Source organism: Mesorhizobium sp. ANAO-SY3R2, assembly GCF_042466635.1.
Classification (GTDB): Bacteria; Pseudomonadota; Alphaproteobacteria; order Rhizobiales; family Rhizobiaceae; genus Aminobacter.
This window is the reverse complement of sequence record NZ_CP159953.1, coordinates 216,104-239,748: the sequence shown is the minus strand read 5'-3', so window position 1 is coordinate 239,748 and position 23,645 is coordinate 216,104. Positions and strand designations below refer to the sequence as shown.

The window sequence follows — 23,645 nt, the reverse complement described above, 5'->3', positions numbered from 1 at the left end:
GCGCTCTTCATGTCTCGGAATTCACCAGACTTCATTTTCATGCTCACGAACCAGGACCGAACCGTCGTTGATGCGATCGCGCGCCTCAAGGATGTGCTTGCAGCGGGCGTCATGCATGTAGGGTTCAAGGATATCGGTCTGCCTTTCAATGAACTCGTCAGCCTTTCTGCAGCTATCAAAGCGGCAGGAGCAACACTCTACCTTGAAGTGGTCAGCCTCGATGAAGAGAGTGAGCGTAAATCGGCACAGGCGGCGGTCGACCTCGGCGTCGACATATTGATGGGGGGCACCCGCCCGGAGGTCGTTCTACCGATCATTGCAGATAAGAAGATCGGTTATTATCCTTTTCCGGGAAAGATCGTCGGCCATCCAAGCAAACTCGAAGGAACGATCGAAACTATCGTCGAGAGCGCGCGTCAATTGACAGCCATCGATGGTGTCAGCGGTATCGATCTCCTGGCCTATCGCTTCGACGGAAACGTCGAGGAGCTGATGGCGCGCGTGTGCCAGGCAGTCGACAAGCCAGTCGTCATTGCCGGATCTATCGACAACACCGAGAGGCTCGAGACGGTCGCAATGTCTGGTGCCTCCGGATTCACGATCGGAACGGCCGCGTTCAACGGCGCATTTTCCGGTAGCGCGGATCTGCAGGTCGAGATCGAGACCGTCGTGAGTGCACTAGATCGGATCATGGCCGAGGCGAGGGAGCACAAAGTTGACAAGATCAATTTGACTTCGGCCTTCAGCAAGTTTTCCGATTTCTGGGCGCCGAAGATCGTCGGCGACGTCAATGACATGCAGATCAAGCTGGCCAAGTTTCGTGGCGCCTTTCATTGGCATCACCATGAACATGAGGACGAGCTGTTCCTGGTCCATCGCGGGACGCTCCTGATGCGCTTCCGCGACCGCGACGTCCGCCTCAATGCCGGCGAATTCATCATCGTTCGCCGTATGACAGAGCACCTGCCGATCGCAGAGACGGAGGACTGCGAAGTCATCCTTCTGGAGCCGAAGACGACCCTCAACACCGGCAATGTAGAGAATGAACGCACGGTTCGCGTTCTCGACAGGGTATCGTAGTCATGGCTGTCATATCCCCGCTCCAGGCTCTAGCGGCTTTGAAACAAGCTCGCTTTGTCGATCTCACCCATGCCTTTGATGGGGATATTCCACATTGCGAGAGCTTCAATTCCGCGCAATGCACGACACTTTATCACTATGACGAGGGTGTCGGCACAAACGGCAGCGGGTTCCTCGCCCATGAATACCGGCACGTCGGCCAATGGGGAACACATGCTGATCCGCCGGCGCATTTCGTCCGAGGCTTGCGTCATCTCGATGAGATACCGGTCTTCGAGATGCTGTTGCCGTTGGCCGTAGTCGATATTTCAGCCCGGGCTGTACTGGACGCCGACGCCACCTGCGAAAAGCTGGATATCGAGGACTGGGAACGGGTCAATGGACGTATCCCAGGTGGCGCTTTCGTCGCGTTGAGGACTGGCTGGGATCGTTTCTGGCCAAATCACGAGCTGATGATGAATCGCGACAACAGGCGAATCCCGCACTTCCCCGGCTGGGGTGAAGAGGCGCTTCGTTTTCTTGCGGAGGAGCGCGATGTTGTGGCGATCGGCCACGACACGACAGATACGGATCCTGGCGTTGTGGTCGGAGCAGGCCAGGCGCCTCTCGAAGATTATTGGCTTCGCCAGAACAAATGGCAGATCGAGCTGCTCGCCAATCTTGGCAAGGTGCCGCCCAGCGGCAGCGTAATGGTTGCAACCTGGCCGAAGCCAAAGTCCGGATCGGGATTTCCTGCGCGCTGCTTTGCGATCTGCCCGGAAGGCTAAGACCACTCCTCATACGAACGAGTTCCAGGGTATCGCACATGAAGCTTCAACGAATGCAGGCGGCTTCTCCGCCCCGACATCGCGAGAGGCAGCTTTGGCTGCACCCCTTCAGTGGACCTACCGGCGGTATCGCGGCGGCGACGATTGTCTTGTTTCTCGTCGGCGGCATCATCGCGCCCAACAGTCTTGGAAGCGATGCTCTTGCTGGCATGTTGCCTTTCGCCGCTGTCCTGGCGCTGGTGGCCCTTGGCCAGACTCTTGTGATCCAGCAGGGCGGCATCGACCTGTCGGTACCAGGCGTGGTTTCCATCAGCGCGGTGGTTGTCAGCTACTTGTCCCAGCAGCCGCACATGAGCGTGGCGTTTGCGCTCTTCTGTACCTTCACCGTCGCCGCAATGTCCGGCCTGATCAATGGCTTGCTGGTGAGCCGAGTGAACGTCGCGCCGATTGTGGCGACGATCGGGGTGAATGCGTTGCTCTATGGCGTCAACGTCAGGATTTCGGGCGGTACACCAGTGGCTATGCCCGGTTCGGTTTCGGCATTTTCCAACGCAACAATATTCGGAATCACGCAGCTTGCGGCTGTTGTTCTGCTAGCAGCGGCGGCCTTGATTATCCTTATTAAGGCGACCCCTTTCGGTCGCCGCTTCAAGGCCGTCGGCTCCAATGCTCGTGCGGCCAGGGCGGCAGGGATCACCGCCAGCCGATACCAGATCTTCGCCTATGTTTGCGCGAGCATGCTCTACGCCAGCGGGGGCATCGTCCTTGGCGGCCTGATGCAGTTGCCAAGCCCGCAGCAGGGCGATGCCTACCTGATGCCGTCGATCGCAGCTGTCGTCCTTGGGGGGACTTCCCTGTTGGGCGGCCGAGGAAACTTTGCTGCAACGGTCATCGCAGCACTTTTTCTCACACAATTACAGCAACTCGTTCGGACGACAGGAGCCGGCATCGGCATTCAATACGTCTTCCAGGGCGCAGCAATTCTGGTCGGCGTCGGGATCTACAGCCTGAACTTCCGCAAGCTCGCGAGGGGAGTGCTTGGCTAAAAACAAGCGTGCGCGCGCGCCTCGAAATCGATGTCCGTACATCACGTACCGCATCGGGAAATGAAGCGAACCATCCAAAAAAGAAGGGGAACAATCTGATGTCGAAACAGAAACTGACATTGCATACCGGCGCTGCGATTCTGACGCTCGGCGTTGCAACGGGAGTTCTTTATCCCGCCGCCGGCGCCTTGGCCGGCGAGAAAGCACAGTGGTGCAACGGCATCGCCGACGGCGTGTTTTGCGCAGAACCGGCCGAGACGCCGCCGCACTTTTGCGGCACCAAGGAAATCACCGTTGCGCTTGCAGACGGCTTCGCACAAAACCCCTGGCGACAGATGACGACGGCCTCGGCAATCAACGAGGCGAGCAGATGCCCCAATGTCGTTGGCTGGCACCACACCGACGGCCAGGGCAACACCCAGAAGGCGATTTCCGACCTCAACGGACTGGCTGCCAGCGGTGTCGAAGCGATCGTGGTGTTCCCGGATGCCGGACCGGCCATGCTGCCGGCTATCCGCGATGCCTTCAAGCAAGGCAGCACCGTGGTGCCCTACAGCGCCGCCGTTGGCGGAAAGGAGGGCGAGGACTACTCGTCCTTTGTCTCTGCGGACCTTTATCAGGATGGGCTCGACTGGGGCCGTTGGATGGTCAAAGCCCTGAACGGCAACGGAAACGTCGCCTATCTCGGCGGACCCGCAGGAACCAGCAAGAGCCGCGAACGGGCGGAAGGCATCGCTGCTGCGTTCAAGGATCACCCGGGAATGGTGCAAATCGGGCTGGTTCCCTTCGAAGTGACGAACTGGGATTCGAGCCTCGTGGCAACGTCGCTCACCGCACTTATTGCCAAGTACCCGCGGATCGACGGCGTCATCGCGGATCTCAGCATGGGTGTGGTTACTTCGGGCGCCTTCCAGCGAGCAGGCCGGCCCTTGCCGATGATCGCCGGAGAGGACGCCAATGTTTTCGGCTGCACCTGGAACGAGTTGCACAAGGGTGATCCGAACGCCACGTTCCAGTACGCAACCAACAGCGCACAACAGTGGCACGCACGACTTGCGGTGCGATGGGCAATCGCAACGGCGGCTGGCGGCACGATGGATGAACCGCTGATCATCAAGGACCCGAACGGCAAGGAACACATCGTTGCGGAGGCGGGTTCGAAGGAGGCCAAGAACTTCACGCTTGAGGATTCTCTCGAAGGTACCGTTTTTTGCAACGCCAACCTGCCGGAATCCGCCGGCAACGGCACTGGTTTGACGGACAAACAAGTGCTGGCTGCGCTGAAGGGCGGTCTCTGATCGCCCCTGTGGAGCCGGCTCCACCAATGGAGCCGGCTTCAGCTTTTTGACGGTTGGTTCACTTTCGGAGGGGCATGAATTGGCATCACTCGTGGAGATCGACGCAGAGGTCGAAAAATTCGCGGCAGCGACAGGAAACCACGACGTTGGGCTCGAACTTGCCGGCGTTACCAAATATTTCGGGAAGACGGCTGCTGTGCGTGACATCTCCCTGGTGGTCCGGCGCGGGGAAGTCCACGCGCTGCTTGGAGAAAATGGTGCCGGAAAATCCACTTTGATGGCGATTGCCTCAGGCGACCTGGCACCAGATCAGGGCACTGTGGTGATCGGTGGCGAAAAGCTGGCGCGGCACAGCGCCAGCGACGCTCAGCGCCTCGGTCTGGCTATCGCGCATCAGCATGCGGCTGTCCTTCCCGAACTTACGGTCCGCGAAAATATGCTGCTGGCCGTACCGCAACAATTCCGCAGACATGAAGGCTCGGCAAACGACTGGGTAGCGACGCAGTTGAAGCGCGTTGGCGCCACGGTCAGCCCTTCGGCTCGCCTCTGCGACGTTGATCTGGTCCAGATCCAACTCATCGAGTTGGCCAAGACTTTTGCGGTTGAGCCGAAGGTGCTGATCCTGGATGAACCCACCGCCGCGCTCACCACTGACTTGGTGGAGATCCTGTTCGCAAATATTCGCGAGGCGGCAAGCCGTGGCGTGGCGATTGTCTATATTTCGCATAGACTACAAGAAGTGCGTCAGATCGCCGACAGAATTAGTGTGATGCGCGATGGGGCTTTGAAAGGATCCGCGCCCATAAACGAAGTCACTGATGACCAGATCTTGAAGCTGATAGTCGGTCGTGCAGTAACCGAAACTTTTCCTTCCAAATGGGTCGGCAACACCGGCGAGACGAAACAACTCGTCGTCAACTCTCTGAGCGGAGCCGGGTTTCACAACATATCGATGTCGGCGCACGGCGGTGAAATCGTTGGTATCGCTGGCATCTCCGGCAACGGTCAAAGCGAGTTCCTCCGCGCCCTGGCAGGCTTGGTTGCGTCCGAAGGGAGTATAGCCCTTGATGGCAGGACAGTGAAATCGGGCGATCCGACTGCGGCGCGGGCCGCCAGAATCGTATATCTTTCCTCGGATCGCCAAAAGGAAGGTGCCTTTCTCCGCTTGTCTGTGCGCGAAAATGCGACGATTTCATCGCTGTCGCGCTTTGTGCGGCTCGGCTTGGTGAACAGAACAATAGAACGGATGCATGTCGAGGAGCAGCGCTCCAACCTGAACATCCGTACCGGTTCCATCGAGCAGCCCATGGCCACGCTATCGGGCGGAAACCAGCAGAAAACGATTCTTGCCAGAGCGCTTCTGGCCGATCCGGCCCTCGTGCTCGCGGAGGAACCAACTGCGGGGGTTGATATCGGGGCGCGGGCGGAAATTTACCGAATTTTGCGCGATCTTGCGACCAGCGGCAAACCCGTCGTCATCGTCTCTTCCGACCTTGTCGAGGTGGAAGGCCTCTGTGACCGCGTATTGGTGTTTTCGCGAGGCCAGATTACCGAGGAATTGGTGGGGGACGCGGTTCGCGAACAAGAGATTGGTCGCGCCATTGTGACGGCCGTCACGCACCACAAGGGGGTGGCTGATTCAGAGCGACTGCAACCTCGTCTGTGGACTCTGTTATCGAACGATTATTCGCCTCTCGTCGTCCTCTCGGCGCTGATCTTGCTCCTTGCTGTCTATGCTTCGGCGCATAACATCCGGTTTATCTCGGCTTTCAATGTAGAGAAGACGCTTCTGTTGTCATCGGCACTTGCGTTCGTTGCATTCGGGCAGCTGTGCGTCGTACTAACAGGACGTATCGATCTCTCCGCGGGCCCATTGGTGGGTCTGACGGTGGTCATAAGTTCGTTCTTCCTCAATGACGGTGCCGGCGGCGGAACGGCCCTTGTGGGCGTCGCAACCATGGTCGGTGCCGCAGTCTTGGTTGGGCTGGTGAATGGCGGGCTGGTCCGGTTTGGAAACTTCACTGCTGTTGCTGCGACACTTGGCACCTACATCATCTTGCAAGGCGTATCCGTGCTGCTGCGCCCTTATCCGGATGGACCGATCTCCGCCGAAGTCATGGCCGCGATCCAGGTCTCGATCGGCGGCATACCGGTTGTTTTCATACTTGCTGTTGCGCTCGGTATCATTCTCGAACTGACACTCCGGTACACTCGCCTTGGGATGAGCATCAGATCGGTGGGCTCAGATGAGCTCGCGGCTGCACGAATAGGCGTGCGCAGCGGGATGATGGTCGTCGGCGCTTTCGTCACCTCGAGCCTGCTCGCAATGTTCGGTGGCCTGATCGTAACGGCGCAGCTCGGCATCGGGGATCCGAACCAGGGCATCGAGTACACCTTGGCCAGTATCGCAGCGGTGGTTCTTGGCGGAGCCAGTCTCTTCGGAGGCAGGGGGAGCTTTGTTGGCGTGTTGCTCGCAGCTGTTCTCATACCGGAAATCAACTCGTCCATGGTTTTCCTGGGATTGTCGCAGGCCTGGCAGTATTGGTTTATTGGTTTACTGACCCTGCTGGCGGTGGCCCTGTACTCCCAGGCCAGGCTTGTTTCACCGCACGATAAATAGCAATTCTAGGAAATATCCGTAGTGTTATTCTGGTGCCGTCACATTGTTCTTTGGTTGGCGCGCCCGCAATATTCGGATGGATAGAGTTGATGCGACATAAAAGAAACGTTGCTCCAAGATCGAAATCTTAGGCCGGCAACGAAGAGGCATCTCGATGAAGCCCGCTCGAGGTTCTCTTACTCGCCTTGGCACGCTGCAGACCGAAATTAAGGAACGCCGCCCGCACCTCCATAGCAAGGATCATGACAATGAAGCTGACTGACTTCAAAGCCCTCACTTTCGACTGCTACGGTACGCTCATCGACTGGGAATCAGGTATATTCGAGGGCCTCAAGCCGCTGACCAGCCGGCTTGGTACACCGATGTTGCGCGATCATGTGCTTGAGGCACATGCGCGGCATGAATCGTCGCAGCAGCTCCAAACGCCGGGCAAGAAATATCGCGCTCTGCTTCCGATCGTTTACAGGCGGCTGGCAGAGGAATGGGGCATCGCTGTTTCCTGGGAAGAGTGCATCGCCTATGGCCAGTCGGTGAGGAACTGGCCAGCATTCACCGATTCCGTCGGCGCTCTCCAGTACCTGAAGCGCCACTACAAGCTCGTCATCCTGTCGAACGTCGACAATGAGAGCTTCGCCGCCAGCAACGAAAAGCTCCAGGTCGAATTCGACGCCATCTACACTGCCGAAGATTGTGGCTCCTACAAACCGTCCGACCGCAACTTCGAGTACATGCTGAAGAATCTCGAGACGCTGGGCATCCAGAAGCACGAGATCCTGCACACCGCGGAAAGCATGTTCCACGACCATGGCCCGGCAAATCGTCACGGCCTCGCTTCCTGCTGGATCTACCGCCGCTACGACCAGGCGGGTTTCGGGGCTACGATGCATCCGGGCAACATGCCGAAGTACGACTTCCGCTTCAACAGCATGGCCGATCTCGCGAAAGCTCACCAGGAAGCACTGCGCGGCTAATTTCGAGGAAAGGCGCCCCGGGAATGGCGGGATTACCGAAGCTTGTCTGGGTCGATGTCAACATTCTTGCGCAGCTGCAGAAAAACGGCCGCCTCTTGAATGTCGACTTTGCCGAATGGTTCCGTGTCGAATGACAGTGCATTATTGGACGCAATTCAGGCGGCGTTCGCCGCCTCGAACGGTGTTGTCGGCACTGTAAACTTAACGGCTTCAGTCGAAAATCTCGCTTGTCGCATTCGCTCATGCGGCAATTTCAGTGAGGAGTTCAAGCGCGATGCTGTCGCGCAGATCACCGAACGGGGCTATCCTGCCGCGGAGGTGTCGAAGTGGCTGGGTGTGAGCCAGCACTCGCTCTACGCGTGGAAGAAGAAGTTCTCGCCGTCGTCCAGTTCGAGCGTTGAGGACCATACTTCGGAGATCCGTCGGCTGAAGAAGGAACTGGCTCGCGTCACCGAGGAGCGTGACATCTTGAAAAACCACCCCGGGTCTCTGCCGGATGTGTTGCAACATTTTGAACGCCTGCACTGTGCCAGGAGAGCCTCTGACATTGTCGGAGGATTGAATGTTCAAGGGCCGCCAGTTCGACCAGTCGATGATCCCGCTTTGTGTGCGCTGGTAGCTGGCCTGCAGTCTGAGCTTGCGTGATCTGGATCAGCCAAACGGTTCTTCCGAAAGGCGTTGGCACGTCATGGCCGCCCCGATCGCGTCGTCATTGATGGTAGCCAGACCAACCAGGAGGCTATCGTTTGCTGTGACACCACAAATCGCTTGCAGGATCGCTCTCGGCGCCGGCTGAAGCCGATCCGGATCCGCAAGAGTAAATGCCTGAACAACCGGATCGAACAGGACCATCGGCGCATCAAGCGCCGCGTTCGGCCAATGCTTGGCTTCAAATCACCAACATCAGCCGCGATTATCCTGTCCGGCATCGAGATGGTCCACATGTTACGTAAACGACAGGCGAGATACGCCTTCAATCCGAACCCGTCCCTGGCCGAACAGTTCGAAATTCTTGTCGTATAATTGGCCTCGGACCAGGCCAATTTGCGCTTCCAATCAGCCGTTGCAACAAACCACATCAACGGCCCGACGGTTCACGACGAGGCGTAGATGCCCTTCGGCGGCAAGGCCGCGATTGCCGAGTTCACCGAGCTGCGCTGGATCACGATCCAGAGCGGCCACCGCCACTATCCGCTCTAAGCGGCCTGCATGACCATGATCGCGTGACGCCGTTCGGCGAAAAATTACAAGCAGCCCCCCTTTCGATCCTGTGGTCGATGTTGTGGCGGCGATGTTGAAATGTCGCCGGTTCTGCAAAGAAGAAATGTCGCGATGCGGCTCAAAGGGCAGGGCGCAACTAGAGCAACTGGAAATGCGCCGGTGACACGGCTTCTTGGCACAGACGTGAGCCCCCGATCGGGCGCAAGCTGGTCAGGGTTGCAGAGCCCGATCGGGGGCGCTCCAGGCAAGCTCCCCGACTTTAGCCTTGAGAGCCCGCTGTCATTCGGCAGCAGCCAGCCGCGCCAGCGCTTGTTCTCGCTGCGCAATGACAGCCGGATCATTCAGGAAATCAGTCCGTCTTCCCGGCTTTGTCCCGCGCTTCCTGTAGGCGTGCTGCTCACTGTTGGTCTTGATCTTCGGCGCCGGTCGCGCCGTATCCTGCCGGGCCTTGATCCAGGACAGCACCTCGCCGAGCCGCTTGTTTTCGGTGATGGCCATGTGCGTAACGCGCTGCTCCTTGTCGAAAACGGCGTAGGGCAAGGAGCACGCCTTCCAGCGAACGTCCACGCGACCGTCGGAAAACTCATGGATATCGACATACTGGCCGACCAGGCCGATCGAGATCTCGTTTCTTTCCAGCAATATCTGTCGCCGGTCATAGGAAAACGACAATTGCTGGCCGACATGGCGCTGCTCACGCTTGCACAGCACGTCACGCAGCCGATCCGGCGGCATGTCCAAGGCGCGATGCAGATTGTCCGACCGGGCCGGGGCCTTGGCGAACCTCGCGTTAAAGTCGGCAACGAACGCCGGCAGGAAAGCATTGGCCGCCGCGATGTCCGATATGTCGGCAAGCCGCAGTTCCTTCACAAGACGGTCCTGCAGGGTCCGATTGACCCTCTCGACGCGGCCTTTGGCCTGGCTCGAATTGGCGCACAGGATCTCGATGTCGAGCTCCGCAAGCGCCCGGCCGAATTGGGTCATGCCACGGCCGGCGCGAGCCTCGGCCTTCGCCACCCGAAACACCGTATGCTTGTCGGAATAGAACGCCACCGGGCAGCCGTGTGCCTTCAGATAAAGCTCGAGCGCTCCAAAATAGCTGAATGTGCTCTCGGACTTCACAAAGCGCAGCTGCTGAAGCGTGCTGGTTGCGTCATCGATGAAGACGAGCAGGGTGCAGGGATCGCCCCGCTCTTCGAACCAGCGGTGATCGCTGCCGTCGATCTGCACCAGCTCGCCATACGACTCCCGGCGCAACCGCGGCTGATGGAAGGTCCGGCGCTGCTTCCGTGACAGCCAGTTCCCGGCCTCGGCCATCCATTTGCGCAGCGTCTCGCGCGACACCACAAGGCCGTGGTTTGCCGCCAGCTTCTCGGCCGCCAAGGTCGGCCCGAAATCGAGGTAGTGGTCACGGATCAATTGGACGGCCAGGTCCGAGACGCCGCCATTGAAGCGATGGTTCGATGGCCGACCTCGCGCCTTGTGCCGGAGCGCTGCCGCGCCTTCAGCCTGGAACGTCTTCAATAGCCGCTGGACCTGGCGCGTCGTCAGATCAAGCACGTGGGCGGCCGACACCACCGTCATGCGCCGCTTCAGAACCTTCGATAGCACCTCGATGCGTTGCAGTTCGCGCTCGCTCATCAGCATCAGTCCCATTCTGCCGTCTCTCGCGCTCGTCGACGAGCAGGGCGACATTCCTACTTTGCAGAATCAAGACATTCCAACTTTGCGCCAATAGATGTAAATCGCGTAATCTAAATTATGGAACTGACACAGGTGAACGACCGCGGCGGTGGCGAGCGTTCAGCTTCACCATCTCCCGTATGTTGCCCGGCGCTTTAGCCGATTGCTGCTTCAAACAACTCGGCACTGCCAAAATGTCGGCGCATGAGAGGCGGGTTGACGAGAAGACCGCACTCGCCATTTGTTTGTCGCAGCATCGCCAAAATGAAATCCGTTTTGAACGCGATCCCGAAGTAAAGGTGGTCAGCGCCGTCGGACCAGGTTGGGTCAATTGCAAATCCGTTTACGTCAACGAGCCAGGCGTGCTGGATGGGAAGAGGGATTCCAACACGATCGACCGCGTAGCCTTCAGCGTAGCGGATGTCGCGGCGTCCGCTCCCTATGCGCGCGAGCAGGGCCCGAGCGGTGTTGGCAAAGCACTCTTTCGGTGCTCCGCGCTGAATCCAGGACGGTAGCTCTCCTTTGGGTTCGAACTCTTGACCGTAGCGCAAGAGTGCGGCCGCCGCTCCGAACTTAGGCTCCGAATCCGCCAACAAGGCGACGTGCTTTGTCAGTGCGGCCAGGAATGGGTCATTGTGCTTCATGTTGCTTTACCAGCGACGGCGTGTCAGCCGCAGTTGCGTCACTGTTCGCCTGAATGCAACACCGCGCAAATGCCTCGGCTACAAAAGCCCGACGGTGCTACCTATCCCGGGGGAGGACAGGTTTTCATGTAACGAACGATTTTGCTTTGGGATTTCGAGCGAAAATATGGTGCGTTCTCGATGACGAGGAAAAGAACCGGAGAGCACGACAGAAGGCGCATGATCGGCTCCTACCAGTTTTAGAGCTTTATCGTGAATACAGACGAAACACGCGCAAGCGATATGAGGTGCTGAAAGACAAGGATCCCAAACTGCCTGAGTTTCCCAAACTGCCAGATCAACTTGGCTGATTTCGTCAGTTTTGGCGGGGGCTTATATTCTGGCCCATCGCTGGTTCAGTCGCCGGCGATGGGCGATCATGAGCAGCGCATCGACGTATCTCACGACATGATCCTCGTCGCTATGGACGGGAATCTCATCCGACGTAATGCGCAGCCCTGATTTCCAGAGCGGACGCTCAGTCTACCGTCCAGGTTTGCACCAGCTCTTCAATAGATGAATACTCATATCTGCTGCCGTCCTTCCGGTTGATGACAACCAGCGGCTCATCGGCATAGATGAGGCCCAATGAACTTTTGTTATGTTGGTTCACGAGCCAGGATGCCCACTTGACCGGTATCGGACTTGCAACGGGCCAATTGGCCGGATCGCCGAGAATGGCAGCCTGCTCCTCCATTTGCCTTTTTTGGTAGTCGTTCTGCCTAGCTTCCGCAGCACGGTTTTTCTCTACATTTTGTTTCAGAAGCTCCATGAGGCGCTTTAATGGATCCGGCGACTGCCTGGCTTGATCTCCTGATCGATGGCTTCAGCTTCCTTGGTGCCCAGGCGAACGCAGGCCATCATTTCCGGATCGTATGGAATAGCGTTCCACGGATACTTATCAAATATCGCGTTCATGGTTCCTTTTACGTTGTACCATTCAATGGCGGGCCCCCAATATCCAAGAAGACTGAACAGAAGTTTTCCGCGGCCCTTGGAATTACACGGACTCGATCGTTTCGTGGGAGCGAAGGCGAAATGCCGCAGGTAGGGCATCTCTATGCATAGCCGACGTTGATACGTCGCGGTATGTGCACCGCTGCTGACGGGTGTCCGCGCGTTCCGGTGTCCGTTCCGAGGCTGTTGGCCCGGTCGATCATTGCTTCCAGAGCATCGAGATCTTCGATGTCGGCAATTGACGAGATGTCGACAGTTCTTTTCGGTCTGCCGCGGCCCTGTCGCGGAGGTGCGGTCTCCAATGCTGCGCGTGCTTCGGCTTCGAGCAGCTTCTGCACCTTTGTCGCGAACAAGGCTGTCAGTTCGGCCATCGCTGCCGCCGCACCGTCGATCTCGAGAAGAGAGTCGATTTCCGAAAGCGACCAGACGCCGTCATCATGATTACTTGTCCGGCTCATGCCGTCGATGATCGCGACCCCTACGGTGTCGACCGGCAGTCGCTTGTGCTCTTTGTAGAGCCAGTCCGGCGAAACAAGGGCTGTCGCCATCATCTTCGTTTTCAGTTCATCGAGGCGGGTGCTTTCGCCGTAAGAAGAAGGGGAGCGCTTGAGCTCGAGGATCAGGGCGCAGCGGTGCCGCTGATTGACGACGACAAGGTCGGGCGCGTAGCTCTGGCGTGTCCGCGTTGTAGCGTCGAAGCTGAGGCCTTCGAGGCGTTCCCAGCTATTGGCCGACAATGCATCGAGCGCTGCTGGAACGATCGGCAGCCTGATGCTGTGCGACAACACTCTGAGATCGGGATTTTCCTGGGCAACGCGAGCTATGCCGTGCTTCAAAAGCCTGCCGTCATGGAAGCAGATCGAGCGGGCCGTGGCGGCGATGCCGACATAATGCCCAAATACCTCATCGGGCAGCGGCGTGCTGGCGGCAATCGTCGCCACCGCCTTGTCGGCGACGACACAGAGGTCGGCAGCCAGATCTTGCGGCGAGATTTTGGCCATACGGGCGGTGATAACACCGCGTGGTGCAGATTGGCGTGCCCAGGCTGCCAAGTCAGGCGATGACGCGCGGCCACGGCCCTTGCTTGCTTGTCGTGGGACAGCGGAAACGTCGGACAGATCCATCAATGGGGGCTCCTCAATGAAAAATGAAACGATGTCGCTCTGGAAACCGGCGACCGGAAAGGGCCTGTCTGCGACCGTGTGGACCGGCGCGCTATGCAGGGGGTCTGTGGCGCTCCCCTCCCCTGTTGTGGTTCGCCAGGTTGCAGGTTCTGGTCGAGGCGTCGAACACAACGGCGCGGTCGGTCGCCATCCATGTTGCCGACTGGTTCGGCGACGTAGCCCAACGTTGCGTGGCGGTGGGCACGGCGGCGAACCACTTCCATTGTGAACCCGGCCACGGAGTGGGTCGTGTGTTGTCCGGCATGACTGGCATCGGGCACGCCGGATGTCGGCCGCGACGACAGTGCGGGTCTTCTGCACACCCCGTCATGCCCGTCCTATCGCGGGAGCATCGATGGCCGCGTCTTCTGCCGAAACGATGGTCACGTGCCTGGCCATATCGGGACCCCAGGCCCTGGCGATCATCATCAAGATGAACGACGGATCCGTTTCGGATGTGCCTTCGAGCGAATAGTGCCGTCCGCTCCTAGTCCGTCCACTCATGCTAGGAGATTCGATTTACTCCGGGTCATATCCGGCTGCGTTGAAGTAGTTTCGGCATTGGTCTGGTGTGAATGCGGACAAGCAGTTTGCGATGACTGCCCAGAGTTCATCGATGGTGCGGGCTGCGGCCTTTCTGAGCAGGGCCTTGAGTTTGGAGAACGCCATCTCGATTGGGTTGAAGTCTGGTGAATAGGGCGGCAGGAAGAGGAGTCGCGCGCCTGCCTTCTCGATCGCCTCGCGCACGCCGCTGATCTTGTGTGCCGGCAGATTGTCCATGACCGCGACATCGCCGGGCCGAAGCTCTGGCGCAAGGATCTGCTCGGCATAGGCCAGGAAGGTATTGCCGTTCATCGGACCATCGAGAAGCATCGGCGCGGCGAGACCGTTCAGTCGCAGCCCGGCGGTGAAGGTGGTGGTCTTCCAATGCCCATGAGGGACAGCCGCTCGGCATCGCTCGCCGCGTCTGGCCCGCCCGCGCAGCCGCGCCATCTTCGTGGACGCGGCGGTCTCGTCGATGAAGGTCAACGTCTCGGGGTCGAGATCGAGTTGGCCCTCGAACCAGGCTCTGCGGCCACGCAGAATGTCGGGACGTTGCTGCTCTGAGGCATGCGCCGTCTTTTTTTGAACGTGACGCCGCGCCTATCGAGGAACACCCAGACCGTCGACGGAACCACCCGCACGCCGTGCTCGCCGGCCAGTCGTTCGGCAATCTCGGCAAGGGTGGTATCCGGCGTCGCCTCGATCAGGCCAAGAATGAACACCTCATGCGGATCGAGCTTCGAACGTGACGGCTGGCCCTGCTTGCGGGCCGTCTTCTCGCCCGTCTGGCGATAGCGGCGATACCAGTTGCCCGCCGTTGAGATCCCGACCCGGAAACGCCGTGCCGCCTCCCGCGTCGACAGCCCTTCCTCGACTGCCACAATCACTCGCCCGCGAAAGTCCGCGCTCAGGCTGCGTGTCATCGTCACTCTCCCCGCAAATCACGAGGTTCAATGAATCAGATACAGCCTATCGACTCCGAGTTCAGCGAAATTGCTCTAGCAAGATCGAAGGCGACGATCGTGCTGGAGACCCTGCCCTGGCCGTTGGCTTTTATGCCGACAAAATGTAGCTGGCGCGCATCGTGGCTTTTGACGATCGCCCATCGTGTCAACGTCACATGGAGTTCTTTGGAAACCCTTTTCACCAATGTTCATGCCTTCCTGGCATCGGTGACGATGCCGCGTGTTGTTCGACATGCACCGTCCTTCCCCAACTCGATGCGTGAGGGGGCGATTGCTGTCATGACTGGAGGTCCCGGGCGCGAGACAACCCAGGCTGAAGCGCGACCGCCGCAGTCTTGCGTGGAGCTCATGTCTCATCGCGCGCTGCAGCGGGTTGCGTCAGCGCGTGGCGAGCAACGCAATGGCAGCTACCGAGCCACGTCACGATGCGTAGCAACCGATCATTCAGATGCTGAGGCCGGTTCCGCCCTGCCCGATCAGCTGGCGACAGACGCAGTCGTCAGCAGCACACCGTGCCCCCGACAAATGCGGTCCGGTCGGCGTTCAAAATCCGAACGCAGGCTAACATCATGGGGAAAGACGCAATAATGCTGCGCATAACCCAATTTCCTTCTAAGGCAAGGTTTGCGGGTCAGGCCCTTGTTGGTGCGCCAACACCTTCAGGGGCCGTCTTTGCCCGGCAATCACCGGACAAAGCCTTTGTTGCAGGATCCGTAGTGGATCTCAAGCCGGCATCAGCAAAAATCTCTCGGTAAACTGAAATAAAATACGGCCTGATCTCGGCGCGTTAATGTCAACAATTTGAAGACTTTCAGCAACGGTTGTGGTTATGGCAGACGTTGCTTGGCAAAAGCACGGGCGCTCAAGAGAGTGTCCGGAGCGAACGTTCGGCCATATCAGGCATAGCCGCGCTTGCGTTTTGTCGATGCCAATTTTTCAAGCGCGTCAGTGGCTTCCGCGGCGTTGTCGAACAGCTCGATCTTTTGGTGCCCGCGCGTGCCGATACGGCCCCAATGCCACAGTATCGACGCACCACCGAACAGCGTCGGTTCCACCGAAAGCACGTAAAACCGTGCCATGTTGCGGCGGTTGTGTTGCAACGTTTTAAATAGCGGCACTGTGGTAGGAGAGCCCCTGACATTTTCGGAGGATTAAATGTTCAAGGGCCGCCAGTTCGACCAGTCGGTGATCCTGCTTTGTGTGCGCTGGTACTTGGCCTATTGTCTGAGCTTGCGTGATCTGGAAGAGATAATGGCCGAGCGGGGCATTGCCGTCGACCACATGACCATTCACCGCTGGACTGTTCGTTTTGCGCCGCTGTTGTCGGAGCGCTTCAACCGACGCAAGCGGAGCGTAACCGGCAAATGGCATATCGACGAAACGTACATCAAGGTCTGCGGCCAGTGGATGTACCTTTGCCGCGCCATCGACAGTGTCGGAGACACAGTCGAATTCTGGTTCAGCGAGCAGCGTGACCTGCTGTCGGCAATAACCGGATCGAACAGGACCATCGTCGCATCAAGCGCCGCGTCCGGCCAATGCTTGGCTTCAAATCACCAACATCAGCCGCGATCATCCTGTCCGGCATCGAGATGGTCCAGATGATGCGCAAACGACAGGCGAGATACGCCTTCAATCCTAATTCGTCCCTGGCCGAGCAGTTCGAAATTCTGGCCGCGTGATCGACCCAGTATCGGACCCATTTGCGCTTGCATTCAGCCGTTGCAACAGATCCGGGTCAGGCCCTTGTTGGTACGTCAACCCCTTCAGGGGCCGCTCTTGCCCGGCAATGATCACCGGACAAAACCCTTGTTGCCGGCATCAGCAAATTTTTTCGGTAAATTGAAGTAAAACGCGTTATGATCTCGGTGCGCAGATGTCAACAACTTGAACTCGGTAAGCAACTGTTGGGGTGTGGCGTAAGCGTGGCTTAGCAAAGGCCCCGGCTCTCAAAAAAGTTGCTGGGGACGAACGCTCAGCCATGTCAGGCATACCCACGCTTGCGCTTTGCCGATGCCAACTTGCCAAGCGCAGCAGTGGCTTCCGAGGCGTTGTCGAACAGCTCGATCTTCTGATGTCCGCGCGTGCCGATGCGGCCCCAATGCCGCAGCATCGACGCACCACCGAACAGCATCGGCTCCACCGAAAGCACGTAAAACCGTGCCATGTTGCGACTGGCGTCGATGCGACGGAAATGATGCGGCTGGTTGATGGGCTCCATGACGTGCAGCATCTGATGTCAGCTGTCCCTCGTCCAACGACTAAATTGAATCGATCCGCGGTCATCGATTCAGCACGCTGATGCAGGTCCGGCTGAACGCATATGGCTGTGAGCGGGGTGACGCCGTCCAATTCGGTGAGGGTCGCGTCCACAGGTCAGCCATTGAAATGAGAGGCTAGGCGGTGTTCGCAAGTTCGCGCGGTTGGTGTCCGTTGGCGCGAACCCCCGTACAATCCAGATTGCCATAAAGTAGCACATCTGACAGCTTAACTGACAAATGCAACGATGAGATTGCTGTCGACGCCAGCTGCCATGATGCGGCTGCCGCGACCAAAGCTGGTCTTTTTGCCATTTACCAGGCACTGGAGACGCGTTGATGGCCCGCCCGCTCTTCGCCATTTTGCGCGGCATCACCCCGCCTGAAGCAGCAGACGCCGCCGCGGTACTTATCGACGCCGGCATCAGCCAGATAGAGGTGCCGCTCAATTCGCCCGAGCCCTTGGCCAGCATCGGCACCATGGCGCGCCTTTTTGGCGACCGGGCGCTGATCGGCGCAGGTACCATTTTGGCACCGCAAGACGTCCACATGGTCCATGATGCCGGCGGTCGCCTGGTGGTTTCGCCCAATTGCAACGTCGAGGTCATCGCCGCCACCAAAGCGCTTGGAACGCAGAGTTTTCTCGGCGTTTTGGCGCCGAGCGAGTGTTTTGCTGCCTTGCAGGCCGGCGCCGACGGCTTGAAAGCCATCCGAGCCGTTCTGCCGTCTGAAACCAGGATTTTCATGGTTGGCGGAGCGGGTGCGGACAATTTAGCTGACTGGATTGCCGCCGGTGCCGACGGCTTTGGCATTGGCACCGCCCTCTATAAGCCCGGAATGACAATTTCGTCGCCGCTTACGACGAGGCCGTGCGATGATTTCCCATGACCGCATTTGTGAGTTGGGCGAAGGGCCGCTATGGCACGTCAAAGCGAGTTTCTTTGCGTGGTCGGTTCGTCCGGTTGCGGCAAATCGACGATGCTGTTGCGGCTTGCCGCCTTCACGCTTCCGACCAGCGGCGAAGTCCGGTTTCAAGGCGCCAGGACGGAGCGCAATGGCGATCCACCGCCGCCAACGCTTCCGTATGCCCTAAGGATCGCAACCACGGAATGGCCGTAGCAAGCGTGTTCGTCGCCGTTGGCAACGGCAGGGCCGGCGTGGCCATTACGACAAAATACGTCTGTGTTTCGATCGCAGGGGCGCGTCCCAGTGATCCTTGCCAGTCTGCGAGGTGATGACTGCGGAAAATCAATGAAATTGCGATTGTACGCCTAGCTAAGAGCACAACCTATTGACATCATGGGCCCAAAAACTCAAACATATGTTTGAAATTTTGGTTTCAAACGGGCATTCGAATTCGGCGAAGTGTCCCAGAACAATGGAGGGGTGCCTTGCATATCAAACCGCATGGGTCGTTTGTCGCACTGATAACGCCGATGAACTCAGACGGCTCCGTCGATCTCGAAGGGTTTCGCACCCTCCTGGATTTTCACCGCCAGAACGACACAAAGGCGATCTTGATCATGGGGTCAACCGGAGAAGTCTCGATGCTGACGCCGGAAGAGCGGCGTATGATCATCACCGAAACGGCAAAGATGCCGCGCGGCGACATGCTCCTATATTTCGGCTGCACGGGCCAAGACACACGAGCGACCATAGACCTCGTGCGATACGCCAAGAACGAAGGCGGCGACGGAGCCATAATCGCGGCGCCCTCCTACATCTGCGCGGACAACGAGTCCATCGTCGAATATGTGCTGGAAGTCTGCGATACGGTCGACCATCCGATCGGCTTCTACAACAATCCGCCGCGTGTGAAGACAGACCTGCATTGGACCGACATCCAACGCATTGCAGCTCATCCCAACATGGTCGTGCTCAAGGAATCGACCACCCGCGTCGGACAGGTGGCGCAGGTCTGCCGCGCCGAGCTCGACCTTTCCGTCATGTGCTGCTGCTCGCCCAATCTGGGCCTCGTGATCCCGACTATGGCGCTGGGCGGCGACGGCACCGCCAACATGACCGGCAACATCATTCCGCGCGAGATGGCGGTCATCTCCAAGCCGTGGGAGACGGGCGAAGACGCATTCGCGTGCCGCGCAGCCTGGCTACGAAACCTGCCGATGCTGCATTTCGCCTATGCGGCCGTCAATCCGGTGTCGATGAAGTCGCTAATGGCCGCTGTCGGCCTGCCGGCTGGACCGCTGCGCAAGCCACTTCGTGCGGCAGACCCCAAGCTGCTGGAGGACGGTATCCGCATCATTCGCGAACTCGACCTCGACAAGGCCTACGGCTATCGCCTGGCTCGTTGACCTGGTGGCCGCGGCTCTGCAGACCCGTCTGCTGGGCTTCTCCGGGCATCGGCGTCTGATCTGCGCATATCCTCAGATTTGATGCCAATCGAGCGAGCGCCTGTGCCAACTTTCGGCTATGAGGGGTGGATGGAGGCAATTGAAGACACAATCGGCCAGCAAGACGATCGCGACACGCGTGGCGCGTTGCTGCGCGCGGCCACCTTCGTGTTCGCTGACCGTGGTTTCGACGCGGCCACGTTGAGGGAGGTTACCCGCGTGGCCGGGGCAAATATTGCCGCGGTCAATTACCACTTCCGCACCAAGGACGAGTTGCTGCGCCTGACGCTTGTACATTGCCTCGGCCCGCTCAATGCTGCGCGCCTGAAGGCGATCGCGGAATGCGAGGAAGACCCGCGCCCTAGCCTGTGGTTGGTGCTGCGAGCGATCGTGGCCCCATTCGTCGAACTCAGTCTCGACGAGCGCGGCGGGCGCGCAGCGATCCGCCTGATGCTGCAAACCAAGGCCTTGCCCCGCAAGCTGACCAACGAGATCTTGGCCGAACAGTTCGACGAACTCCACCGTCGCTCACGAGCGATGCTACAGCGTTTGGCGCCCCATCTGAGCGAGGTGCAGATCGCGCTGCGCTACGAGTATATCCGCGGCGCAATCCTCCACATCGTGGCCGACCTCGACCCGAATGCCCGTCGCATGCCCGGCCTTGAGAGCATCCAGAAACACGTCAGCGACAGCGCGCTCATCGACGACATTATAGATTTCTGTGAAGCCGGCTTTTTGCGCCGAGGCGATTGACTCGACCTGTATCTGCTCGCGCAGACCTAAAAGACCGCTTTTGAGGTCTGAAGCCCGAAAGCTGCCCGTCCGCTAATGATGCGGCGGACGGCACTTCACCGCCTTGCGGCTATTGTCGCGGGGCTAGAGCTGGGGGAGGAGGGCGACAATTGGTTCTGATCTCATTCCGTGACGATCGACCAATTCTTGTCGGGATTGAACCGCTTGATGCCGTTCGCGATCGTTTCCGTCTGCCTGCCGAGGTCGGCCTGGTAGACGATGCCCGCCTTGCTGACGAGGAAGGTATTGACGCCGGTCTCACGATATTTGACCGGCCACGCAATCAGCGCGAAGCCGGCGATCATGTGACCGTTGATGACATAGTCATAGCGGCCGCCGGCAACATTGTCGCCCTGGCCGGTCAGGATGCGGAAGCGGTAGCCGAAATAGCCATCTCCCTGCCTGGCCTTCTCCAACGCCGCCTGGTCGGCGAAATCGCCTGCCGGGCTCTCACCGTCGCCCTGGTCCGAAGGCCAATAGAGCCCGTCCGTCTTGCCCGGGGTGCTGACCATCCGTTGCGCATATTCGAGCACGCCTTCGCCGCTGCGGTCCTGCGATGCGTACTCTTCCTGTGCATTGACATAGGCGCGCATCGTGGCGATCGCCTCGAGTTCGTTCTCGCCGATGCGGCGGTTGACGATCTCCTGCAGTCCGGCATCGGTGTCGAAGGCCCATTTCCCGTCTTCGCCCTTGACGATCGGGAACGGGAACGGCCACAGCCTTTCGCCGATATCGAGCAACTGGCGATCACCGAGATCCTCGACGACCACCTGCCTAGCGGCCCCCTCGCGAATCTCCTGGAACGTGTCCTTGGCGCTACCATCGGCGGCGAGCTTTTGCGGATCGAGTCCCAGCAACCTGGCCAGTCCGTCGAAGTCGTTGGCCCCAACCAATGCCTTGAAACGGTTGATGGCTGCGGCCGCGGTGTCGAAGACGGGCGGTTCGGTGGCCGCCGCGAAGGCCTCTATGCCGGGGACCTCCTCCGCCGGGATAGCCACTGCAGGGCCCAGCACCAACACCGCCGCAACGCAGGCTGCCAGGGAACGACGGAGAATCCTCCTGGTCTTCATGGTCCTGTTCTCCTCCGCGGGCTTAGCGCCGCCTGCCCCCGCCACCACCACCGCGACCACCGCGGCCGCCGCCCGCCATATGGCGTCCGCCCCCACCTGCCGACATGGAACGACCACCCCGTGCGCCGCCGCCCATCGATTGGGCACCGCGGCTCGAAGCGACTTTCTGTGTCTTGCCGGGCCCGACATTGCCAAGTCCGGACGGATGCTTCGGTCGATTGTCGACCCGTCCCGCCGGTTTCGCCTTGCCGGACGACCGATTGGCATTTGTCGGCTTCTTGGCGTTGGGCCTGTTGGCGCTGGCCTTCCCCGAGCCCGCTTTGTTGGCGGCGACCTTCTTCCCAGAACCTTGCCTGTTGGCGTTGGCCTTGGCTTTGGCGGCATTTGCCTGCTTGAGGTTGGCCGCATTGCCAGGACCCGACTGCTGTTTCTTCAGCCCTTCGAGGGTGCTCTTGCGGACATCCGCCACGCCAGAGGCCTTGTCCCTGGTCGCCGCCGTGCGCTGGTGTTTGATGCTCGAGGTCTTGTTGCGGATATTGTTGGTGCTGTCGCGCTCCAGGCTGTTGCGCACATGCGTCTGGTCGAACTTGGCAAGCTGATTCCGGTCGATGTCGATCTTCGAACGGTCGACGTTCCGCCAGTCGACATCGTTGAAATTCACCCGGCCGTTGAATTCGCGGTTGTTGAAGCAATTCTTGCAATCGACGTCGATGTCATTGCCCCAGCGGCCGCCCCAGACGCCCCAGTCGTTCCAGTCGATGGCGGCAGCCCAGACCAATCCCGTCGCTGCCGCGGCAAAATAGGGCGCCGTCGGATACCAGTAGGAAGGGTAGCCTTCGGAATAATAGGAGATCGGTTCGATCGGATAGTCGGCCACGTAGAGCATTTCCGGCTCGTATCGCGGCACGTAGATGATTTCGGGGTTCGCCGAGCTGATGACGACGTTGTCGCCCTCCGTAGTCACCTTGATCTTGTCGTCGGTCTTGATGATCTCCTTGGCGACCGCCTCGTCACGCAATTGCTGGATGGCCACCAGCACGTCTTTCTGTCGATAGGTGATCGCGTTGCCCAATTGCTGAGTCCAATCGAGATCCTGGCTCATCATCTTGACGACATCGGGATAGTTGAGCAGCGAGATGACGCTGCCGTCCCAGTCGGCGCTGGGCTTCAGGCTTTTGTCCTTGGCGGCTCGCTCCAGATAGCGCTCGGCCTCGACGATTTGGAGAGGGTAGAGCGCCGCCTGCGTAATCACGGCGACCAGTTCATCCGGATAAAGGGCAATCGGCGCGACCAGGACCTCCATTTCGTCTTCGGTGAGCGGTGCCGCCGCCGAGGTGCCGGCAACCGCGGCGTCGGGCGCCCCCTGCGGTTCCTGGACGGCGGTTGCGGAAAGCGTTGTGAAGGCCGTGAAAATACTTACCGAGATAGCCGCCAACGCCAGATCGAAACGTGTCATGGCGACCTCGCTTCTTGATTGCTGCCAGCTTGCCAAGTGTTGCGACAGAACTAGTGCGGTCAACGATGGTAACAATCGGCGTTTGAACACAACTTTGTGTAAGCGTTTCGCCGGCGGCGGTCGCTCCGTTTTCGCATGGGTAGATGCAAATTTTCGGCGCGATCGTTCAGCCCTTTATGGAATTGATGCTCGACCGTCGACACGATCTGCCGCCGCGCCGCGTCGTAGGAACGAAGCTTGTCGGTGGCGATGCACTTCGGCAGGTATCCCTGCTTCTTCATCAGCCGGATCAGAAGTCGCCAAGCGGCAGGCGTGTCGTCTCCGCCTTCATCGCCATGGCCTTCGCCCGGGACACGCCGAAAGCCGCCAGGGCCCAGCGGCGCAGTATCGCCGACCAGATCAGGCCGAAAGGGTCTTGTTACAACGGCTGACTGGAAGCGCAAAGCGGCACGATCCGAGGTCAATTATGCAGCAAGAATTTCGAGCTGCTCGGCCAGGGACGGATTCGGATTGAAGGCATATCTCGCCTGTCGCTTGCGTATCATGTGGACCATTTCGATACCGGACAGGATGATCGCGGCTGATGCTGGTGATTTGAAGCCAAGCATCGGCCGGACGCGGCGCTTGATGCGCTGATGGTCCTGTTCGATCCGGTTATTCAGGTATTTACTCTTGCGGATCCGGATCGGCTTCAGCCGGCGCCGGGAGCGATCCTGCAAGA

The 23,645-nt window shown here is 59.2% G+C and carries 20 protein-coding genes and 6 pseudogenes; 14 read left to right on the top strand and 12 right to left on the bottom strand.

Going from position 1 to position 23,645, the window contains the following annotated elements; all coding sequences use genetic code 11:
* Positions 1-9 precede the first annotated feature (9 nt).
* The 9 genes and pseudogenes from ABSY17_RS02345 to ABSY17_RS02305 all read left to right on the top strand — a co-directional run.
* A complete protein-coding gene (locus ABSY17_RS02345; RefSeq protein ID WP_378941215.1) occupies positions 10-1,080 on the top strand; it encodes a cupin domain-containing protein in 1,071 nt (356 codons plus the stop codon).
* A gap of 2 nt (positions 1,081-1,082) precedes the next feature.
* Positions 1,083-1,847 (top strand): cyclase family protein, encoded by a 765-nt coding sequence (locus ABSY17_RS02340; RefSeq protein WP_378941214.1) that lies wholly within the window; start codon positions 1,083-1,085, stop codon positions 1,845-1,847.
* Positions 1,848-1,885: 38 nt separating this feature from the next.
* Positions 1,886-2,893 carry an ABC transporter permease gene (locus ABSY17_RS02335; protein WP_378941213.1) on the top strand — a complete coding sequence of 336 codons (1,008 nt, stop codon included), beginning with the start codon at positions 1,886-1,888 and terminating at the stop codon, positions 2,891-2,893.
* A gap of 8 nt (positions 2,894-2,901) precedes the next feature.
* On the top strand, positions 2,902-4,191 hold the full coding sequence (locus tag ABSY17_RS02330) for a substrate-binding domain-containing protein (RefSeq protein ID WP_378941212.1): 1,290 nt from the start codon (positions 2,902-2,904) through the stop codon (positions 4,189-4,191).
* A 79-nt stretch (positions 4,192-4,270) separates the two neighbouring features.
* The gene (locus ABSY17_RS02325; RefSeq protein WP_378941211.1) at positions 4,271-6,811 is read left to right on the top strand and encodes an ATP-binding cassette domain-containing protein; all 2,541 of its coding nucleotides are present in this window, start codon (positions 4,271-4,273) and stop codon (positions 6,809-6,811) included.
* Positions 6,812-7,059: 248 nt separating this feature from the next.
* Complete coding sequence (locus tag ABSY17_RS02320) at positions 7,060-7,782, top strand: haloacid dehalogenase type II (RefSeq protein ID WP_378941210.1); 723 nt, start codon at positions 7,060-7,062, stop codon at positions 7,780-7,782.
* 234 nt (positions 7,783-8,016) lie between these two features.
* Positions 8,017-8,256, top strand: a pseudogene (locus ABSY17_RS02315) (transposase); the annotation flags it as partial.
* 177 nt (positions 8,257-8,433) lie between these two features.
* A pseudogene (locus ABSY17_RS02310) lies at positions 8,434-8,805 on the top strand (DDE-type integrase/transposase/recombinase); the annotation flags it as partial.
* A 51-nt stretch (positions 8,806-8,856) separates the two neighbouring features.
* Positions 8,857-8,982, top strand: a pseudogene (locus ABSY17_RS02305) (salicylaldehyde dehydrogenase); the annotation flags it as partial.
* A gap of 300 nt (positions 8,983-9,282) precedes the next feature.
* On the opposite strand, the gene ABSY17_RS02300 reads toward ABSY17_RS02305, so the two are convergent.
* From ABSY17_RS02300 to ABSY17_RS02270, 7 genes are all read right to left on the bottom strand, one after another.
* A complete protein-coding gene (locus ABSY17_RS02300; RefSeq protein WP_378941209.1) occupies positions 9,283-10,659 on the bottom strand; it encodes an ISNCY family transposase in 1,377 nt (458 codons plus the stop codon).
* A 182-nt stretch (positions 10,660-10,841) separates the two neighbouring features.
* A complete protein-coding gene (locus ABSY17_RS02295) occupies positions 10,842-11,330 on the bottom strand; it encodes a hypothetical protein (protein WP_378941208.1) in 489 nt (162 codons plus the stop codon).
* A 517-nt stretch (positions 11,331-11,847) separates the two neighbouring features.
* Complete coding sequence (locus tag ABSY17_RS02290) at positions 11,848-12,141, bottom strand: hypothetical protein (protein ID WP_378941207.1); 294 nt, start codon at positions 12,139-12,141, stop codon at positions 11,848-11,850.
* Between the two features lie 8 nt (positions 12,142-12,149).
* Positions 12,150-12,287, bottom strand: coding sequence for a hypothetical protein (locus ABSY17_RS02285; protein WP_378941206.1), 138 nt, complete (start codon positions 12,285-12,287; stop codon positions 12,150-12,152).
* 140 nt (positions 12,288-12,427) lie between these two features.
* On the bottom strand, positions 12,428-13,621 hold the full coding sequence (locus ABSY17_RS02280) for a hypothetical protein (RefSeq protein ID WP_378941205.1): 1,194 nt from the start codon (positions 13,619-13,621) through the stop codon (positions 12,428-12,430).
* 387 nt (positions 13,622-14,008) lie between these two features.
* Positions 14,009-14,955, bottom strand: a protein-coding gene (locus tag ABSY17_RS02275; protein WP_378941203.1) for an IS630 family transposase whose coding sequence is annotated in 2 segments (ribosomal slippage) — positions 14,009-14,616 and positions 14,616-14,955 — 948 coding nt in all. Because the reading frame shifts where the segments join, the coding sequence is not laid out codon by codon here.
* Between the two features lie 938 nt (positions 14,956-15,893).
* A complete protein-coding gene (locus ABSY17_RS02270; RefSeq protein ID WP_378941202.1) occupies positions 15,894-16,115 on the bottom strand; it encodes a WGR domain-containing protein in 222 nt (73 codons plus the stop codon).
* Positions 16,116-16,152: 37 nt separating this feature from the next.
* On the opposite strand from ABSY17_RS02270, the pseudogene ABSY17_RS02265 reads away from it, so the two are divergent.
* Positions 16,153-16,679 (top strand): annotated as a pseudogene (locus ABSY17_RS02265) (IS6 family transposase).
* Positions 16,680-16,981: 302 nt separating this feature from the next.
* On the opposite strand, the gene ABSY17_RS02260 reads toward ABSY17_RS02265, so the two are convergent.
* Positions 16,982-17,230 (bottom strand): WGR domain-containing protein, encoded by a 249-nt coding sequence (locus tag ABSY17_RS02260; protein WP_378941201.1) that lies wholly within the window; start codon positions 17,228-17,230, stop codon positions 16,982-16,984.
* A 364-nt stretch (positions 17,231-17,594) separates the two neighbouring features.
* Here ABSY17_RS02260 and ABSY17_RS02255 point away from each other — a divergent pair, with 364 nt between their 5' ends.
* From ABSY17_RS02255 to ABSY17_RS02240, 4 genes are all read left to right on the top strand, one after another.
* On the top strand, positions 17,595-18,143 hold the full coding sequence (locus tag ABSY17_RS02255; protein WP_378941200.1) for a 2-dehydro-3-deoxy-6-phosphogalactonate aldolase: 549 nt from the start codon (positions 17,595-17,597) through the stop codon (positions 18,141-18,143).
* 30 nt (positions 18,144-18,173) lie between these two features.
* Positions 18,174-18,374, top strand: coding sequence for an ATP-binding cassette domain-containing protein (locus ABSY17_RS02250; RefSeq protein WP_378941199.1), 201 nt, complete (start codon positions 18,174-18,176; stop codon positions 18,372-18,374).
* A gap of 317 nt (positions 18,375-18,691) precedes the next feature.
* The gene (locus ABSY17_RS02245) at positions 18,692-19,567 is read left to right on the top strand and encodes a dihydrodipicolinate synthase family protein (protein ID WP_378941735.1); all 876 of its coding nucleotides are present in this window, start codon (positions 18,692-18,694) and stop codon (positions 19,565-19,567) included.
* A 129-nt stretch (positions 19,568-19,696) separates the two neighbouring features.
* Complete coding sequence (locus ABSY17_RS02240; RefSeq protein WP_378941198.1) at positions 19,697-20,359, top strand: TetR family transcriptional regulator; 663 nt, start codon at positions 19,697-19,699, stop codon at positions 20,357-20,359.
* A 161-nt stretch (positions 20,360-20,520) separates the two neighbouring features.
* On the opposite strand, the gene ABSY17_RS02235 is transcribed toward ABSY17_RS02240, so the two are convergent.
* The 4 genes and pseudogenes from ABSY17_RS02235 to ABSY17_RS02220 form a co-directional block, all read right to left on the bottom strand.
* Positions 20,521-21,468 carry a DUF2950 domain-containing protein gene (locus ABSY17_RS02235; protein WP_378941197.1) on the bottom strand — a complete coding sequence of 316 codons (948 nt, stop codon included), beginning with the start codon at positions 21,466-21,468 and terminating at the stop codon, positions 20,521-20,523.
* Positions 21,469-21,490: 22 nt separating this feature from the next.
* Positions 21,491-22,924: a DUF3300 domain-containing protein gene (locus ABSY17_RS02230; RefSeq protein WP_378941196.1), complete on the bottom strand. Its 1,434-nt coding sequence runs from the start codon at positions 22,922-22,924 to the stop codon at positions 21,491-21,493.
* Between the two features lie 107 nt (positions 22,925-23,031).
* Positions 23,032-23,241, bottom strand: a pseudogene (locus ABSY17_RS02225) (DDE-type integrase/transposase/recombinase); the annotation flags it as partial.
* 147 nt (positions 23,242-23,388) lie between these two features.
* Positions 23,389-23,643 (bottom strand): annotated as a pseudogene (locus ABSY17_RS02220) (DDE-type integrase/transposase/recombinase); the annotation flags it as partial.
* Between the last annotated feature and the right edge of the window lie 2 nt (positions 23,644-23,645).

What these genes read in the sequence shown, in the direction of transcription:
- ABSY17_RS02240 (WP_378941198.1), top strand. Translation starts at nt 19,697, where the DNA reads ATGGAGGCAATTGAAGACACAATCGGCCAGCAAGACGATCGCGACACG.
- ABSY17_RS02235 (WP_378941197.1), bottom strand. Translation starts at nt 21,468, where the DNA reads ATGAAGACCAGGAGGATTCTCCGTCGTTCCCTGGCAGCCTGCGTTGCG.
- ABSY17_RS02335 (WP_378941213.1), top strand. Translation starts at nt 1,886, where the DNA reads ATGAAGCTTCAACGAATGCAGGCGGCTTCTCCGCCCCGACATCGCGAG.
- ABSY17_RS02300 (WP_378941209.1), bottom strand. Translation starts at nt 10,659, where the DNA reads ATGGGACTGATGCTGATGAGCGAGCGCGAACTGCAACGCATCGAGGTG.
- ABSY17_RS02250 (WP_378941199.1), top strand. Translation starts at nt 18,174, where the DNA reads ATGGCACGTCAAAGCGAGTTTCTTTGCGTGGTCGGTTCGTCCGGTTGC.
- ABSY17_RS02340 (WP_378941214.1), top strand. Translation starts at nt 1,083, where the DNA reads ATGGCTGTCATATCCCCGCTCCAGGCTCTAGCGGCTTTGAAACAAGCT.
- ABSY17_RS02245 (WP_378941735.1), top strand. Translation starts at nt 18,692, where the DNA reads ATGAACTCAGACGGCTCCGTCGATCTCGAAGGGTTTCGCACCCTCCTG.
- ABSY17_RS02285 (WP_378941206.1), bottom strand. Translation starts at nt 12,287, where the DNA reads ATGAACGCGATATTTGATAAGTATCCGTGGAACGCTATTCCATACGAT.
- ABSY17_RS02260 (WP_378941201.1), bottom strand. Translation starts at nt 17,230, where the DNA reads ATGCTGCACGTCATGGAGCCCATCAACCAGCCGCATCATTTCCGTCGC.
- ABSY17_RS02345 (WP_378941215.1), top strand. Translation starts at nt 10, where the DNA reads ATGTCTCGGAATTCACCAGACTTCATTTTCATGCTCACGAACCAGGAC.
- ABSY17_RS02255 (WP_378941200.1), top strand. Translation starts at nt 17,595, where the DNA reads ATGGCCCGCCCGCTCTTCGCCATTTTGCGCGGCATCACCCCGCCTGAA.
- ABSY17_RS02230 (WP_378941196.1), bottom strand. Translation starts at nt 22,924, where the DNA reads ATGACACGTTTCGATCTGGCGTTGGCGGCTATCTCGGTAAGTATTTTC.
- ABSY17_RS02290 (WP_378941207.1), bottom strand. Translation starts at nt 12,141, where the DNA reads ATGGAGCTTCTGAAACAAAATGTAGAGAAAAACCGTGCTGCGGAAGCT.
- ABSY17_RS02295 (WP_378941208.1), bottom strand. Translation starts at nt 11,330, where the DNA reads ATGAAGCACAATGACCCATTCCTGGCCGCACTGACAAAGCACGTCGCC.
- ABSY17_RS02320 (WP_378941210.1), top strand. Translation starts at nt 7,060, where the DNA reads ATGAAGCTGACTGACTTCAAAGCCCTCACTTTCGACTGCTACGGTACG.